Raw genomic sequence first — 13,538 nt, 5'->3', positions numbered from 1 at the left:
GTCACTGGAAGATAAGGTGGGCGTCGTGCCGTTCGTAGAAGTCGATCATCGCGCGCCACGCTGGCCGGCCCTCGGCGCCCGGCTTCCAGCATGCGCGCTCGACGGTTTCGCGCCGGCCCCGGTCATGCACCACGAAGCGGTCGCCGTGCATGTCGTAGTCGATCGCCACGCCGGCCTCGCGCCAGCATCCGAGCGCCATGCCCGGATCGAAGCCGATCCGGAACGCGCCGATCTCGACGAGGCGATCGACATGGCCCGCAATCCGCGCCCGCATCGCCGCGACATCGCCCGAATCGGTCTCGATGAGGCTCGACAGGCCTCCGCGCAGCTCGTCGAAGCCGAGCCCGGCCTTCTCCGTCGAGTATTTCACCGCGTTGATGGCGAGCGCGGCCTCGAGTGCCCGCGGGTCGATGCCGAGATCGGCCGCGCCGCGGCGCACCTCCACCATCACCTCGTCGAGGCAGCGCGCGTAGCCGGCGGTGACCTCCCGCTCGGGCGCCGCCGCGTGACGGTCCCGCGCCAGTGCGGCGAACGCGGACAGCGGCAGGAAACTGAAGCCGGCACCATGCGTCGCTTCCGGGCCTGTCATGCGCCGGCGATTGGCACCCGCGTTCGCGAAATCCGACTTGAGCGTCTGCGCATAGCATCGAGCCCATTCACGCACCGCGCGCGTGCCGGCGATCCGCCGCGCGACGATCATCGGCACGCCGATCGTGCAGAGGAAATATTGCGCGCCGGCCTCGTCGAGCGCGCTGAAGAACGTCTCGCGCAGCGACGCCAGCGCGTCGGCCAGGAACGCATCGGAACGCCGCCGGTACTTCGCGTAGTGGAACATCACCGAGCCCACGATTTCCCAGATGATGAATTCGTGCTCCCAGAGCCTCGACCATGCGCTGCCGATGGTGTCGGCGGTGAACGCCTGCTGCGGATGTAGCGAGGCGATCGAGGTCAGGTCGAGCCAGCGCCCGTCCATCGAGAAGTTCGACGACGAGACGCTGTGCAGAAGAAAGTTCGCTCTCGCAAAAGCCAGCTGGTGCGCCTGACGCCGCGCGAACTCGCCGAGACCGGCGAGCGTCGTGGACTCGGACGACGGCGTGTCGAGCGCGAACAGGTGCTGGAGAATCGGCTCGATGCCACGCTGCATCCGGCTGACCCGATCCACGTCGGCGTCCCGGTCGGCCGTGACGTTCACCTCGTCGCGCCGGAAATACGCCGCGCGTTCGAAATGCGCGGGACGCAGGCAGACCTCGCGCACCAGCAGCGCGCGCTCGAACCGGTCAGGGGCGCCAGCCGGCCTCGACGACGCGATCGCGATCACGGCCTGGCAATCGACGACGCCGAACGGCAGCTTGTCCCGCAGTATCCGGCTCCAGATCATCTCGTAGAGCGCGAACGACATCGGCAGGATGCCGTCGCTGTGCGCGCTGCCGGGCGCGCCGCCCACCAGCGGATTCCTGCCAACGCCCTTGACCTGGAACTGCTTGCCGTCGAACCCGCAGCGTCCGCCGCCGCCATTGACGCTGACGCCCGCACCGCCGTAGCGCTCCGCGAACAGCGTGCGGCCGGCCTCGCCGCCGCCGTCGTCGGCGTAGCGGTCGGTCGAGCAGGAAAACGCATCGAGCAGTTCGCGTTCCGACATCGCCAGGCGTTCGTTCGCGTAGACGACCGCGCCGTCCGGACGACGGTACACCTCGAACGGAACCAGGCACGGCGCGATGAATTCCGATATCTCATGCATGGGTACAGCATTGCCTCCGCGAATCCCGTGCCTTCCATCACGTCGGTCGGGCGCGCCATCGAACCGATGGGCGCCGCCCGTCGCGCCCGCGAACTCAGACGTACCAGAGCGAGCCCGAGCTGACCGCCTTGTTGAACAAGTCCGTCACCTTCACCTGCCCCGAGCCGTGGCGCACCGAGAGGGAGTGGGTGACCAGCGCGTTCATGTCGGTTTCGGACAGCATGCGGGCATAGGAATCGGACAGGTTCGATTCGGAGTTGTCGCCCATCGCCGAGGCGGTATACACGAGCCCCTTGAAGTACTCCGATTCGCGGTTCAACGACTTCTGGACGATGACGGTCAGGTCGCAGTCCATTTTTTCGGCCTTCGCCCAGGCGCCGAGCCGGTCGAGGACCATCGGCTCCACGCCGTCGCTGAGCGTGGTGCCGATGATCTGCGCCAACCCTTTCCGGCTCAGGAATCGCGGCAGGCCGTCCAGCACGCGCCAGGCCACCGACCAGCCGTCGATGCCGCCGTGGCCGACGAACGGATACGACTCGTCGTCGGGAAATGGCAGCAGCGGCGGATTGCAGACGACGTGGTCGAACACGGCATCGGGCGGCAGCGCGTCGTACAGATCGCCGACGCGGATCTCCCAGTTGTCGATGCCGTTGATGTCGCGGTTCAGCTCGGCGATGGCAGCGGCGTAGGGATTGATCTCGATGGACACGACGCGCGATGCGATCGCAGACGAAATCAGCGACTGCACGCCGGGGCCGGCGCACAGGTCCAGGGTCGCCCCGCCGCGCACGGGGCGCAGCCGGCTGACCAGGCCGAACGAATCGTCGCCGTAGTACACCTTCGGGTTCACGTTCGGCGTTTCGAAGAAGAGCCAGTAGCCCATCACCATGTATAGCGACAGGCCGTTCGAATACAGAAAATCGTGCTTGCGGATCAGTACGTTCTTCTGGATCAGCGGTTCGAGGATCTCGATCTCTCCCGGCTCGAACTCCGCGGCCGCCACCTTGCCGCCCGTCAGCAGCAGGCTGTAGAAACGATGCAGACGCTTGTCGGTGAGGTTTTCGCCCACGCCGCGCCAGACCTCCAGGCGAGGTGCGCCGGGAAAGAACGAGCTGCACAGGTCGGCATAGCCGATCGCATCCAGAAACGCTTTGAGATTGTTCATGTTCAAGACCTTGCTCACAGGATCAACGAAATTTCCGGAAGGTGCTTCTTGATGATTTCCCTGGATCGGGCGTTATGCACCACGTCTTCGCAAATTTCGCATACCGAAGCGTACCGATCCTTGAAAATCCGCTCCTCGCCGAGATACGAGCGCACGAAATGCATCAGGAAGTAAGGCCCCAGCTTGTTGATCGCCCGGACCACGACGCTGCGGTTGGCCTGGTCGAGCAATACGCCGATCTCGATGTCCCTGACATCGCCGAAATCGAGGAACTCGTTGCCGTGCGCTTCGGTACCGCAACAGGCGACGAGATGGCCGCCCGCCGACAGCGCGGCGCTCTTCACCGCCCACGGGCACGGCAGATTCAACTGCTCCTGCTCCGGGAACACGAGCGCGTGATCGGGAATGTCGGCGCCGCGCCCGAGCCGCTGCAGGCGGGAATTGGACAGCAGGTAGCGGGTGCCGTCCGCGGAGGGCTCGACCATCGAATTGGGCAGCCCTTCGTCGTCCCAGAACGCCGGCAGTTCCTCATCCAGGTGCTCACGGATGAATTCGGTGGTGATGCGGGATTCGGGCCCGAAGCAGTTGGCGATCACGACGCTCTCGAAGCCCTTGTTCTTGCTCGCGCGCCAGGCGTTGACGACGCGACTGAAATCGATATCGGGATCGTGGTAATCATCGACGCTGTAGTTGATCTCGGCGAGCCCCGCCTCCCTGAACGATTCGACCATGCGCTCGGCCACCTTCGGCGTCACGGCCCACGACGCGTTGGTCACCATGCGGGTCTCCAGCCCCTTGCCCGCGCAGAATGCAATCGCGTCGAGCAGATCGGATTTCAGCAGCGTCGGCTCCCCTCCCGCGAATATCACCAGCCTCAGCGGGCTGCCATGTTCCAGCAGATCGGTGATCGTGTCGGAAATGGTGTCCAGGGAAAGCCGCCCGCGCCGCTCCGGCGATGAATTCATCAGGCAGTGGCCGCACGCCGCCGTACATTGATTCGTCGTCAGAACAGTGAATTGACTGACATCGACCATCTCACTTACCTCTCAAAATAAGCAAGTCGGATTCTTTGAGTTGTTCCAGCGTGGCGCGGGCCGGACAGGCGCGCGGCGCCTCGTTATCACCGGCGTCTCTCGTGTCGGGCGTGACGCCGTTTCACGGCTTCCGGCATGCCGGAAGCCGTGCGAACGCAACCGACGACGGCAAGATACGGTCGTCTCCCGGGCCGGGCCGCCCGAATCATGTCTGGCGCCGCCTCCCGAGAAGACCTCGACACACCGTCCGGTCTCGTCCCGATGCCGTTACTGGAGCAGATCGGCCTTCAGGAGCTGCCATTTGTTGCTGTCACGGGCCACCGTCAGTTCGATCTTCAGGTTCTTGTACTGCGCCAGCACCGTGGTGCGTTCCCCGCCGTGGGCTTCGAGCGGACGATACTTCCATGCCAGATGCTTGAGCAGCGCGGCACGGCGATATACGTTCAGCCCGCGGTCCTGCAGCGTATCGGTGAGCTTCGTGCTCGATACGTTCTCGCCGAGATGGATCTGAATGCTGCCGGCCGCGTCGCCGTCAGAATTCGCCGAACCGAAGCCGAGCGAGTTCGAATTGGAAATCGCATTGGCATTCGAGATGGCATTGACGTTGGCGGTCGCGTTGGCATTGGCCACCACGTTGGCATTCACCACGGTGATCACGTTGGCCACCGCAACGGCCGTCACCGCAATCCCGCCATGCACGTCGTCGATCCAGTCGTCGCCGGTATCGTCGCCGGCGGCCCGCTGGCCGCGCGAAACATCCGGACTGATCGGCCCCATGATGGAACTGACGATCACCCGCCTGGCCGTATCGGAAACACTTTCAAGATAATGGGACAGCATAATCTGCTCGCCATCCTGATCTATCGAAAAATCCAGCACGTTCTCGCGAATCGTCTTGACCGGATTTTTCCTGAAATCCGACAAAAGCGCCGGATTCCCAGCCAGGAAATTTCTCAGGCTCAACGAGTTTTTGTAAAAACCAACCTGTTCCATGCTTTTTCCTTATTTTAAATAAGAATTGCTATATAACAAGCTGATGATCGTCGGGACAGCGACCTGCACCACGAACAAACCGATATTGATGAAATCGTTCCCCGTTTTTCGCCAGCCCCCTACCACGACACTCACACCGAAAAACAGCAGCGTGGACACGACCATGCATTCGCCATACAGCTTGTTGGTCTTGTACCAGTTTTCAGCGTTGGCGAGCGTCGAATGGGTGCGTACTCCGTAATACTCGTTGGGGGGTACCTTCTGCAGGATCAGTGGTATCGAGATGGCCAGCAGCAGCAGGCTGGCGACAGCAAGAAATATGAATGTCTTTTTCATTGTCATCCACACTCATTTGGATATCGGCCAGCCGCCGGCGAATTCAAGCTATTTTCGCCAGCCGTGCAAAGCCCTTGCCGAAGCGGCAGGTTTCGCGAATATCAGGAATCGAAGCGGTTCAGGGAAAGCGATTTGGAATTACAGAGCCGATAATCTTTTTCGACAGAAAATCGACTGTCATGGCGCCCTCGAAAGATAGGATAAGCTGCTTTTTTAATTCTTGAAAAACCACAAACAGGCAATAACCTAATCGATTGAACAATTGCTGTCAACAGCAGTTTTCCCGAATCGGGATTCCAAACCTGTCAGTTTTTAGAGGATATATTGCGCGACATACCGGTAAGCAAAAAGAAAGAACCGGCGGGCCGCCGGACCGCGCTGGCGTGATCGGACCATGGTTGCCGGCCGAAACACCGCCGCCGGTCGGCTGACTGCCCGCAGATATGCCCCGCGCCAGCGCGCCATGGCATTTCCCGCGCATTTCCAGAGCATTTTTCCCGGCATTTTCGATACGTCCGGCGTGCCTGGAATCGCGGCGGCATGGTGCCGGCCGGCAGTTCATCTTCGTGCCGTGCGGATCGAATCGGACCAACCCAGCTTGGCAAAGCCGATTCGCCGCCCGGGTCATCGAGTCCGGTCGCGGCGTCCGCGCATGACCCTCGCCGGCTCGAACCCGAACGGCCGGAATGCGGGCCGACATGCCGGGCATCGCGGCACACCGCCTACCGATCAAGCGCGGCCGAACTCGCCGCCCTCACACCTCATGAATGCACTTCAACGCCTTCCGCGTGATCCGCGCCTCGTGCGGATAGCCGAACGCGTTGTTGACGTAGCGAATCCCGTCGAGCGACACGTCGCGATTGACGTGGCTGTGGCCGTACACGTGGGTGTCGGGCTCGACACGCCGGATCAGCGTCTCGATCCGGCTGCTGCCGAGCACCGGATAGAGCATGCGGCGCGCTGGCGGGATGAAGTCGGGCATCAGGTCGATGCGCGGCAGGAAATGCGAGAACGTGATGGTGAGCGCGCCGGCGCGCGGCGCGGCCGGTTCGTTGCTGCCGATGAAGTGCTCGGTGATGCGCCCGGCGGACCATCCGGCGGGCCAGCGGCAGGCGTGAAAATCCATCCATGCTTCGGTCAGCTCGGGGCCGGGCAGCCCGAACGAGCCGTCGTACCAGCCGAACAGCGGCACGATCGAGACACCGCCCACCACGCCGGCACGCATCGTCGCGCCGCAGTTCTCGACGATGCGCGCGACCTGCTCGAACTTGTCGAGCGAAGTCATGGCCGGCGCGTCGCGGATCACCCAGAGATCGTGGTTGCCCGGTACGAAGAACACCTGGTGGAACCGGCTCGCGAACGCGCCGAGGCACTGTTCGAGCCGGCCGGCCAGGTCGGACACGTCGCCGGCCAGGATCAGCACGTCGTCGCGATAGTCGTCGCGCGACAGCGACGCGACCCACTCCGCGTTGCCGTCGAAATCGACGTGGATGTCCGATAACGCAAAGATCCGCATCAAGCCACCCTCCTCCGCTGCCCGCCTGCCGGCCGCCGCGCGGCCGCCGCATTCACTCACGATCGCGGGACACGCCGCCGGCCGGCCATCGTGCCGCGTCCCGTCGAGACGGTATCACGGCGCCGCCGAACACGTGCGCGTTCGAACCGGACCGCCGCCGGGCCGCTCCGGCGGCGCATGTCGTCAGCGCCGCTCGCCGCTGCGCCCGGCCGCGCCCCATCGCACCGGAAACGAGAAGGATTCCGGGCAGCCGCGACCGGATTCGCCGCCACTGCGCCCCCGGGCCCGTCATGCATCTGCGCTCGTGCCCACCCAAGCTCGCGGCACGAGCCGGCCGGGTCTGAGACAATCCGCGATGGTGCCGGCCCTGCCCGGCGCCACCGATCCACCCTGGAGTGACGATGCGAATTCTGATAGTAGGCGCCGGCGCCGTCGGCGGGTATTTCGGCGGGCGGCTCGCGAACGCGGGCCGCGACGTCTCGTTTCTGGTGCGCCCCGCCCGCGCCGCGCAACTGCATGCCGACGGGCTGGTGATCCGCAGCCCGCATGGCGACCTGACGCTGGCCGACGTGAAGACCGTGGACGCCGCCGCGATCGACGGCCACTACGACCTGATCGTGCTGAGCTGCAAGGCCTACAGCCTCGACGGCGCGATCGCCTCGTTCGCGCCGGCGGTCGGCCCGGACACGCGGATCCTGCCGCTGCTGAACGGCATGCGCCACATCGACGTGCTGACCCGGCAGTTCGGCGAGGCGCGCGTGCTGGGCGGCCAGTGCGTGATCGCGGCCACGCTGAACGAACGCCACGAGATCGCACACCTGAACGAGCTGCACTCGATCACGTTCGGCCCGCTCGCGGGCGGCCCCGACGCACGCGTGACGGCCATCCTCGGCGAGCTGTCGGGCGCCGGCTTCGAGGTGCAGGCCGACGAGGCGATCCGCCAGCGGATGTGGGACAAGTGGGTGTTCCTCGCCACGCTCGCCTGCAGCACCACGCTGTGCCGTGCCTCGCTCGGCGAGATCCTCGCCGCGCCGGACGGCAAGCGGCTGATCGGCTCGATCTTCGACGAATGTCTGTCGATCGCGCGTCACAACGGCTTCGCGGCCGGCGCGGCCACCATCGAGCGCGCCACCGCGATGCTCTACGCGCCCGGTTCGCCGATGACGGCCTCGATGCTGCGCGACATGCTCAACGGCGCGCCGATCGAGGCCGCGCACGTGGTGGGCGACCTGATCTCGCGCGGCGGGCTCGAACAGCACGACGCCACCACGCTGTCGCTGCTGCGCGTGGCCTACGCGAACCTCTGCGCCTACGAGGCGCGGCGCGCGCAAGCCTGACGCGACCAGGCGGGCGGGCGCATCCGGGCCGCCCGGCACCGCCCGCCTCGGCGCCCGCCCCGCTGACCCGCTTCGCGCCGCCCGCGCGAAGCATACGAAGCCGCCTTCCCCGCCCCCTCCCACCCGCGCGTTCCTTCGATTTTCATGACGAGGGACGTTCCCCGGCAGGCTCGAGCCTTGCGCCGGGGTTCCCGGCACCCGCCGCGATCCTCCCCGTCCGGCCGCCGCCCGGCATCGCTGCCCCCACCGCCCCACCCGCTCCCGGCGCGCCTCGGCGATCGCTCCCCATTCCCGATCCCGGCGCCGCTATCGAGAAAATCGATATTTTTCATTGTCAGATACGAATGAGAATAATTATCATTCGTGAACGCCACCGCGGCGTGCCGCTATTCTTCCGATTGCAGCCGGACCCCGACCGATGCCCGACCCGACAATGCCCTCCCTGCCTTCGCCTGTGCGCCCCCTTCGCCCGCCCACGCCATGGACCCGCTACGCTGGGGCCGGCGCGCTGGTCGCGGTCGGCTACATGGATCCGGGCAACTGGGCCACCGCGCTGGCGGGCGGTGCCCAGTTCGGCTACCGGCTGCTCGGCGTGGTCGCGCTGGCGAGCGTGATCGCCGTGCTGCTGCAATGGGTGGCCGCGCGGGTCGGCGTGGTGACCGGGCGCGATCTGGCCGAGCTGTGCCGCGAACGGCTCTCGCCGCGCGCCACGCTCGCGCTCTGGCTCGCCACCGAGGCCGCCATCATCGCCTGCGACGTGGCCGAGGTGGTGGGCTGCGCGGTGGCCTTGCAGATGCTGCTGCACGTGCCGCTGCTGGCCGGCGTGCTGATCTCGGCGGTCGGCACGTTCGCGATGCTCGCGCTGCAGCGGCGCGGCCACCGCACGCTCGAAGCCTGCGTCGCCGCGCTGATCCTGTTCGTCGCGCTGTGCTTCGTGGCCGAAGTCGCGCTCGCGCGGCCCGACTGGGCCGCCGCGCTCGGCGGCTTCATGCCGTCCACCGAGCTGGTCCGCAACGCCGGCATGGTCTGGCTCGCGGCCGGCATCGTCGGCGCCACGGTGATGCCGCACAACCTCTACCTGCACTCGGCGCTCGTCAAGCGCCACGCGCCGCCGGCCGGCGACGGGCGTGACGCGCGCGACACCCATGAAGCACGCGATGGCGCCCCCGCGCACCGCGAGCGCGACGCCGAGATCGCCGACACGATGCGCGGCGTCGGCTTCGACACGTTCGGCTCGCTCGGTTTCGCGTTCATCGTCAACGCGGCGCTGCTGATCGTGGCCGCGGCCGTGTTCCATGCGAGCGGCCATACCAGCGTGGACGATCTGGCCGACGCGCACCGGCTGCTCGCGCCGCTGGTCGGCAGCAACTGGGCGAGCCTGCTGTTCGCCGCCGCGCTGCTCGCCTGCGGGCTCAACTCCACCGTGACCGGCACGCTCGCCGGGCAGATCGTGATGGAAGGCTTCCTGAAGCTGCGCATCTCGCCCACGCGGCGCGCGATCCTCACGCGCGCGCTCGCGATCGGCCCGGCGCTGGTGGCCGTGGCCGCGTTCGGCAATCACGGTTCCGCGCAACTGCTGGTGGCGAGCCAGGTCGTGCTGAGCCTGCAGCTGCCGCTGGCCGTGATCCCGCTGGTGCGCTTCGCGGCCGACCCTGAACTGATGGGCCGCTGGCGGATACGCGGCTGGGTCCACATGGCGACCTGGGCCTGCACGGCATTGATCCTCGTGCTCAACGTCGCGCTGCTCTGGCAGCTCTGGGCCGCCTGAGCCCGGCGTTTTCCATCGCCTGCTTCCGCCCCGGCCTGCCCGGCGGGCGATGGCATGGACGCTGCAATGGCGTTCAATACCTGCGGCGCGGCGCGCCGAATAATGGCGTCCTCTTCAGACGGTTCCGGAGGACCCAGGCATGACCCAGGAAGTTTCCCCGCTCGCCGCGGCCCGACCCGCCCCGGTGGCGGAACGCTGCGTGATCGTCGTCGACAGTCAGCTGCCGCCGGGCCGCGCGGCCAACGCCGCCGCCGTGCTCGCGCTGACCGTCGGGCAGCGTCAGCCGGCGCTGGTCGGCGCGCCGCTCGTCGACGCCTCGGGCCTCGTGCATCCGGGGCTGATCCCGATCGGCATCACGGTGCTGGCGGCCGAGGCCGGTACGTTGAGCACGATCCGCGACAAGGCCGCCGCGGCCGGCTGCGACGTCGTCGATTTTCCCGTGCAGGGCCAGCAGACCACCGACTACGCGGCGTTTGGCGCCGCCGTTGCCGAGGTCGCGACGGCCGATCTGCGCTACGTCGGCATCGCGCTGGTGGGCGCGCGCAAGGCGATCGGCAAGCTGGTCGCGAATCTCGGTTTGCTCAAGTAAAGGAAGGCTGACGCCGGCACGCCGGCGCTCAGCCGCGCGGCGCCCGCCCGAGCGCCGCGTCGCGGAACACGCCCGGCGTGACGCCCATCATGCGCCGGAACGAACGCGTCAGATGCGCCTGATCGGCGAAGCCGGCAGTGGCCGCGACCTCGCTCAGCGGCCGCCCGAGCCGGATCAACGCGATCGCCGAGCGCACCCGCGCCTGCCGCTGGTAGGCATGCGGGCTCATGCCGAGATGGCGCTCGAACGCGCGAAACAGCCGGAACACCGGCAGCCCCGCCGCGCCCGCGATCTCGTCGAGATGCACCTGCTGGTCGAGCCGGTGGTCGAGAAACTCGCGCGCGAGGCGCACGGCACGCGGCGCGGCACCCGCCGCGCGCGGCGCGACCGGCTCGCGGACGTGCCGTTCGAACAGCCGCTCGACGAAGCGCAGGTAATGCTCCTCGCGCGCCAGCACGTCACCGCCCTGCGTCTCCGAATCCTGATGCACGCGCCGCAGCAGCGCGCTGAGCCGCGCATCGTCGATGATCGGCCCGCGCAGCGCGCCGCCGCGCGCCTGGCCGCCGGCCTCGTCCGGGAGCAGCGAACGCAGGTGCTCGGTGCGCACGTACACGGTGCGCTGGCGCCAGCCGGCCTGGTCCACGGGCCAGCCCGCGTGCGGCTCGTCGGCGTCGATCGCGTAGAGGTCGCCCTGCTTCGCGACGAACTCGCTGCCGCGCATCCGGATCCGGATCGCGCCCGAGGTGATCAGCGCGAAGCAGGCCGTGTCGTGCGTATGGACGTCGTAGGAGAAATCGTGAAAGTCGCCGAGCAGCAGCTCGGCGGCCAGCTCGGGCGCGCGCCAGATGCGGACCTCGGTCCGGGGAGCGGCGCGCCGCGGCGTGAGGGCGGTTCGATCGGTCATGCGGGGGCGGCCGTGAGGCGGGAATCGCAACGGTGTCAATTTACCATCGCGCGCGGCGGATCCGCGGCGCGGCCTGGCCCTCGCACGGCGCACGGGAAATGCTCGCGGCGGCCGTGACCTGGCGCGAGGCGCGCTGCGCCGGCCAGCCGTGGCGGCGCTCCACGAGCGAGAGCGGCGCCGGCGCCGGCCTGCGTGGTGGCGCTGGTGGCACGCCAGCGCGGCGCCGCGCGCGTAGACTCGCCTCATTCGTCCGACAAGGAGGCCCGGCCATGCGCGAAACCGATCCGTCGAAAGCTTACCGGATGCTCGAATCCGGCCCGGTGGTGCTGGTCGTCACGCACGACGGCGAGCGTCCGAACGTGATGACGATGGGCTTCATGATGGTGATGCGCCACGCGCCGCCGCTGATCGGCGCGATCATCGGCCCGTGGGACCACAGCCACGCGGCGCTGCGCGACACCGGCGAATGCGTGATCGCGGTGCCGGGCGCCGACTGGGCCGGCACGCTGGTGGACATCGGCAACTGCAGCGGCGCCGAACTCGACAAGTTCGAACGCTTCGGGCTCGCCACCGCGCCGTCGCGGCGCGTGCGCGCGCCGCGCCTCGCCGACTGCCTCTACAACCTCGAATGCGTGGTCGAGGACGACTCGCTCGCCGAACGCCACGACCTGTTCGTACTGCGGGCAGTGGCGGCCGGCGTCAACGACGCGCGCGACGAGCGCCGCGTGCTGCACCACCGCGGCGACGGCACGTTCGCCGCCGACGGAGAGATCTTCGACCTGCGCGAGCGCATGCATCGATGGAAGTCGTTCCAGGTCGATATCTGAGCCGCTCGGCGAACTCCGCCGAGCGCGGCGCGCGATAGTCCCGCCGCTCGAATCGATAGCTGAAATGATCGGTTCGCCGCAGCAGTCGAACCCGGTAACGTAGCGGATTCCCTTTCCCCGATCATCAGGAATCCGTCTCATGTCCCGACTGTCGCGCCGCGCGTTCTCCCGTTCCCTGCTGGCACTGGCGCTGTCCGCCGCCGGCCCGCTCGCGCGTGCGCAGCAGCCGGCCGCCGGCGTGCTGCGGATCGGCTACCAGAAATCGTCGACGCTGGTCACGCTGCTGAAGGCGCGCGGCACGCTCGACCAGGCGCTCGCGCCGCTGCACACGCGCGTGGAATGGCACGAGTTCGCGAGCGGCCTGCCGCTCACCGAGGCGCTCAACGTGGGCGCCGTCGATTTCAGCGCCGACGTGGCCGACACGGTACCGGTGTTCGCGCAGGCCGCGCACGCACGCTTCGTCTACGTCGCGCAGGAAGCGCCGTCGCCCGCCGCGCAGGCGATCCTCGTCAAGCGCGGCGGCGGGATCGACACGCTGGCCGCGCTGAAGGGCAAGGACATCGCCACCACCAAGGCGGCCGGCAGCCATTACCTGCTGCTCGCCGCGCTGGCCCGCGCGGGGCTCGCGCCGGCCGACGTGTCGGTCCACTACCTGACGCCGGCCGACGGCCGCGCCGCGTTCGAGCGCGGCAGCGTGGGGGCGTGGATCACCTGGGATCCCTACGTCGCCTCGGTGGACCGTCGCCCCGACGTGAAGGTGCTCGCCGACGGCACCGGCCTCGCCTCGTACCAGCGCTATTACCTCGCGTCGAGCGACTACGCCGCCGCGCATCCGGCGGTGCTGCAGGTGCTGTTCGACGAACTGACGCGCGCGGGCGAGTGGCTGCGCGCCCATCCGGCCGACGCGGCCGCGCTGCTCGCGCCGATCTGGGGCCTCGACGCGGCCACCATCGAGCGTGCCAACGCGCGGCGCAGCTACGCGGTGCGCGCCGTCACGACCGACCACTTCGGCGAGCAGCAACAGATCGCCGATGCGTTCCTGAAGGCCGGCCTGCTGCCGGCGCGCGTCGACACGCGGCAGGCGCTGCGCTGGGATTTCGCGGCGAAACGCGCGGAGCCGGCCGGCGCTTGACGGGCGACGCGTGAAACAGCATGAGCGGGCATCGACGGATAACGCGGCGCCGGCACCATCCGGCCTGCGCGTCGCACACCGGCTTCATCTGGTTGCGTTCGCAACGGAGCCGGCACTTCATTTGCAGCGCATCTCGACGCGCCGTCGCGGCGAAGCGCGTGGAGCCGACCGGTGCCGCGCAAAGCGATATGGGCGGCCA

At 67.8% G+C, this 13,538-nt stretch carries 12 protein-coding genes; 5 read left to right on the top strand and 7 right to left on the bottom strand.

Going from position 1 to position 13,538, the window contains the following annotated elements; all coding sequences use genetic code 11:
* Position 1: 1 nt before the first annotated feature.
* From BpN12_RS05195 to BpN12_RS05170, 6 genes are all read right to left on the bottom strand, one after another.
* Complete coding sequence (locus BpN12_RS05195) at positions 2 to 1,738, bottom strand: hypothetical protein (protein WP_246794226.1); 1,737 nt, start codon at positions 1,736 to 1,738, stop codon at positions 2 to 4.
* 94 nt (positions 1,739 to 1,832) lie between these two features.
* Positions 1,833 to 2,903: a methyltransferase gene (locus tag BpN12_RS05190; protein WP_246794225.1), complete on the bottom strand. Its 1,071-nt coding sequence runs from the start codon at positions 2,901 to 2,903 to the stop codon at positions 1,833 to 1,835.
* A 14-nt stretch (positions 2,904 to 2,917) separates the two neighbouring features.
* A complete protein-coding gene (locus BpN12_RS05185) occupies positions 2,918 to 3,937 on the bottom strand; it encodes a radical SAM protein (protein WP_246794224.1) in 1,020 nt (339 codons plus the stop codon).
* Between the two features lie 267 nt (positions 3,938 to 4,204).
* A complete protein-coding gene (locus BpN12_RS05180; protein WP_246794223.1) occupies positions 4,205 to 4,930 on the bottom strand; it encodes a hypothetical protein in 726 nt (241 codons plus the stop codon).
* A gap of 9 nt (positions 4,931 to 4,939) precedes the next feature.
* Positions 4,940 to 5,272, bottom strand: a complete 333-nt coding sequence (locus BpN12_RS05175) for an SdpI family protein (RefSeq protein ID WP_246794222.1) — start codon at positions 5,270 to 5,272, stop codon at positions 4,940 to 4,942.
* Between the two features lie 748 nt (positions 5,273 to 6,020).
* On the bottom strand, positions 6,021 to 6,782 hold the full coding sequence (locus BpN12_RS05170) for a metallophosphoesterase family protein (protein ID WP_246794627.1): 762 nt from the start codon (positions 6,780 to 6,782) through the stop codon (positions 6,021 to 6,023).
* Between the two features lie 401 nt (positions 6,783 to 7,183).
* Between BpN12_RS05170 and panE the strand changes: the two genes are divergently transcribed.
* From panE to BpN12_RS05155, 3 genes are all read left to right on the top strand, one after another.
* Complete coding sequence (gene panE, locus BpN12_RS05165) at positions 7,184 to 8,119, top strand: 2-dehydropantoate 2-reductase (RefSeq protein ID WP_246794221.1); 936 nt, start codon at positions 7,184 to 7,186, stop codon at positions 8,117 to 8,119.
* A 418-nt stretch (positions 8,120 to 8,537) separates the two neighbouring features.
* Entirely contained in the window at positions 8,538 to 9,887 is a 1,350-nt protein-coding gene (locus tag BpN12_RS05160) for an Nramp family divalent metal transporter (protein WP_246794220.1), read from the top strand.
* 139 nt (positions 9,888 to 10,026) lie between these two features.
* The gene (locus tag BpN12_RS05155; RefSeq protein WP_246794219.1) at positions 10,027 to 10,476 is read left to right on the top strand and encodes a DUF2000 domain-containing protein; all 450 of its coding nucleotides are present in this window, start codon (positions 10,027 to 10,029) and stop codon (positions 10,474 to 10,476) included.
* A gap of 28 nt (positions 10,477 to 10,504) precedes the next feature.
* On the opposite strand, the gene BpN12_RS05150 is transcribed toward BpN12_RS05155, so the two are convergent.
* Positions 10,505 to 11,380 carry a helix-turn-helix transcriptional regulator gene (locus tag BpN12_RS05150; protein ID WP_246794218.1) on the bottom strand — a complete coding sequence of 292 codons (876 nt, stop codon included), beginning with the start codon at positions 11,378 to 11,380 and terminating at the stop codon, positions 10,505 to 10,507.
* Between the two features lie 269 nt (positions 11,381 to 11,649).
* Here BpN12_RS05150 and BpN12_RS05145 point away from each other — a divergent pair, with 269 nt between their 5' ends.
* Together BpN12_RS05145 and BpN12_RS05140 are read left to right on the top strand one after the other, a co-directional pair.
* On the top strand, positions 11,650 to 12,207 hold the full coding sequence (locus tag BpN12_RS05145) for a flavin reductase family protein (RefSeq protein WP_246794217.1): 558 nt from the start codon (positions 11,650 to 11,652) through the stop codon (positions 12,205 to 12,207).
* Between the two features lie 139 nt (positions 12,208 to 12,346).
* Positions 12,347 to 13,339: an aliphatic sulfonate ABC transporter substrate-binding protein gene (locus BpN12_RS05140; RefSeq protein ID WP_246794216.1), complete on the top strand. Its 993-nt coding sequence runs from the start codon at positions 12,347 to 12,349 to the stop codon at positions 13,337 to 13,339.
* Positions 13,340 to 13,538: the final 199 nt, after the last annotated feature.

Origin of the sequence: Burkholderia perseverans (genome assembly GCF_022870505.1) — a bacterium.
Lineage (GTDB): Bacteria > Pseudomonadota > Gammaproteobacteria > Burkholderiales > Burkholderiaceae > Burkholderia > Burkholderia plantarii.
This window is presented reverse-complemented; position numbering and strand designations above follow the sequence as displayed.

Coding starts and splice junctions, on each gene's coding strand:
- BpN12_RS05195 (WP_246794226.1), bottom strand. CDS start 1,738: ATGCATGAGATATCGGAATTCATCGCGCCGTGCCTGGTTCCGTTCGAG.
- BpN12_RS05190 (WP_246794225.1), bottom strand. CDS start 2,903: ATGAACAATCTCAAAGCGTTTCTGGATGCGATCGGCTATGCCGACCTG.
- BpN12_RS05185 (WP_246794224.1), bottom strand. CDS start 3,937: ATGGTCGATGTCAGTCAATTCACTGTTCTGACGACGAATCAATGTACG.
- BpN12_RS05180 (WP_246794223.1), bottom strand. CDS start 4,930: ATGGAACAGGTTGGTTTTTACAAAAACTCGTTGAGCCTGAGAAATTTC.
- BpN12_RS05175 (WP_246794222.1), bottom strand. CDS start 5,272: ATGACAATGAAAAAGACATTCATATTTCTTGCTGTCGCCAGCCTGCTG.
- BpN12_RS05170 (WP_246794627.1), bottom strand. CDS start 6,782: ATGCGGATCTTTGCGTTATCGGACATCCACGTCGATTTCGACGGCAAC.
- panE (WP_246794221.1), top strand. CDS start 7,184: ATGCGAATTCTGATAGTAGGCGCCGGCGCCGTCGGCGGGTATTTCGGC.
- BpN12_RS05160 (WP_246794220.1), top strand. CDS start 8,538: ATGCCCGACCCGACAATGCCCTCCCTGCCTTCGCCTGTGCGCCCCCTT.
- BpN12_RS05155 (WP_246794219.1), top strand. CDS start 10,027: ATGACCCAGGAAGTTTCCCCGCTCGCCGCGGCCCGACCCGCCCCGGTG.
- BpN12_RS05150 (WP_246794218.1), bottom strand. CDS start 11,380: ATGACCGATCGAACCGCCCTCACGCCGCGGCGCGCCGCTCCCCGGACC.
- BpN12_RS05145 (WP_246794217.1), top strand. CDS start 11,650: ATGCGCGAAACCGATCCGTCGAAAGCTTACCGGATGCTCGAATCCGGC.
- BpN12_RS05140 (WP_246794216.1), top strand. CDS start 12,347: ATGTCCCGACTGTCGCGCCGCGCGTTCTCCCGTTCCCTGCTGGCACTG.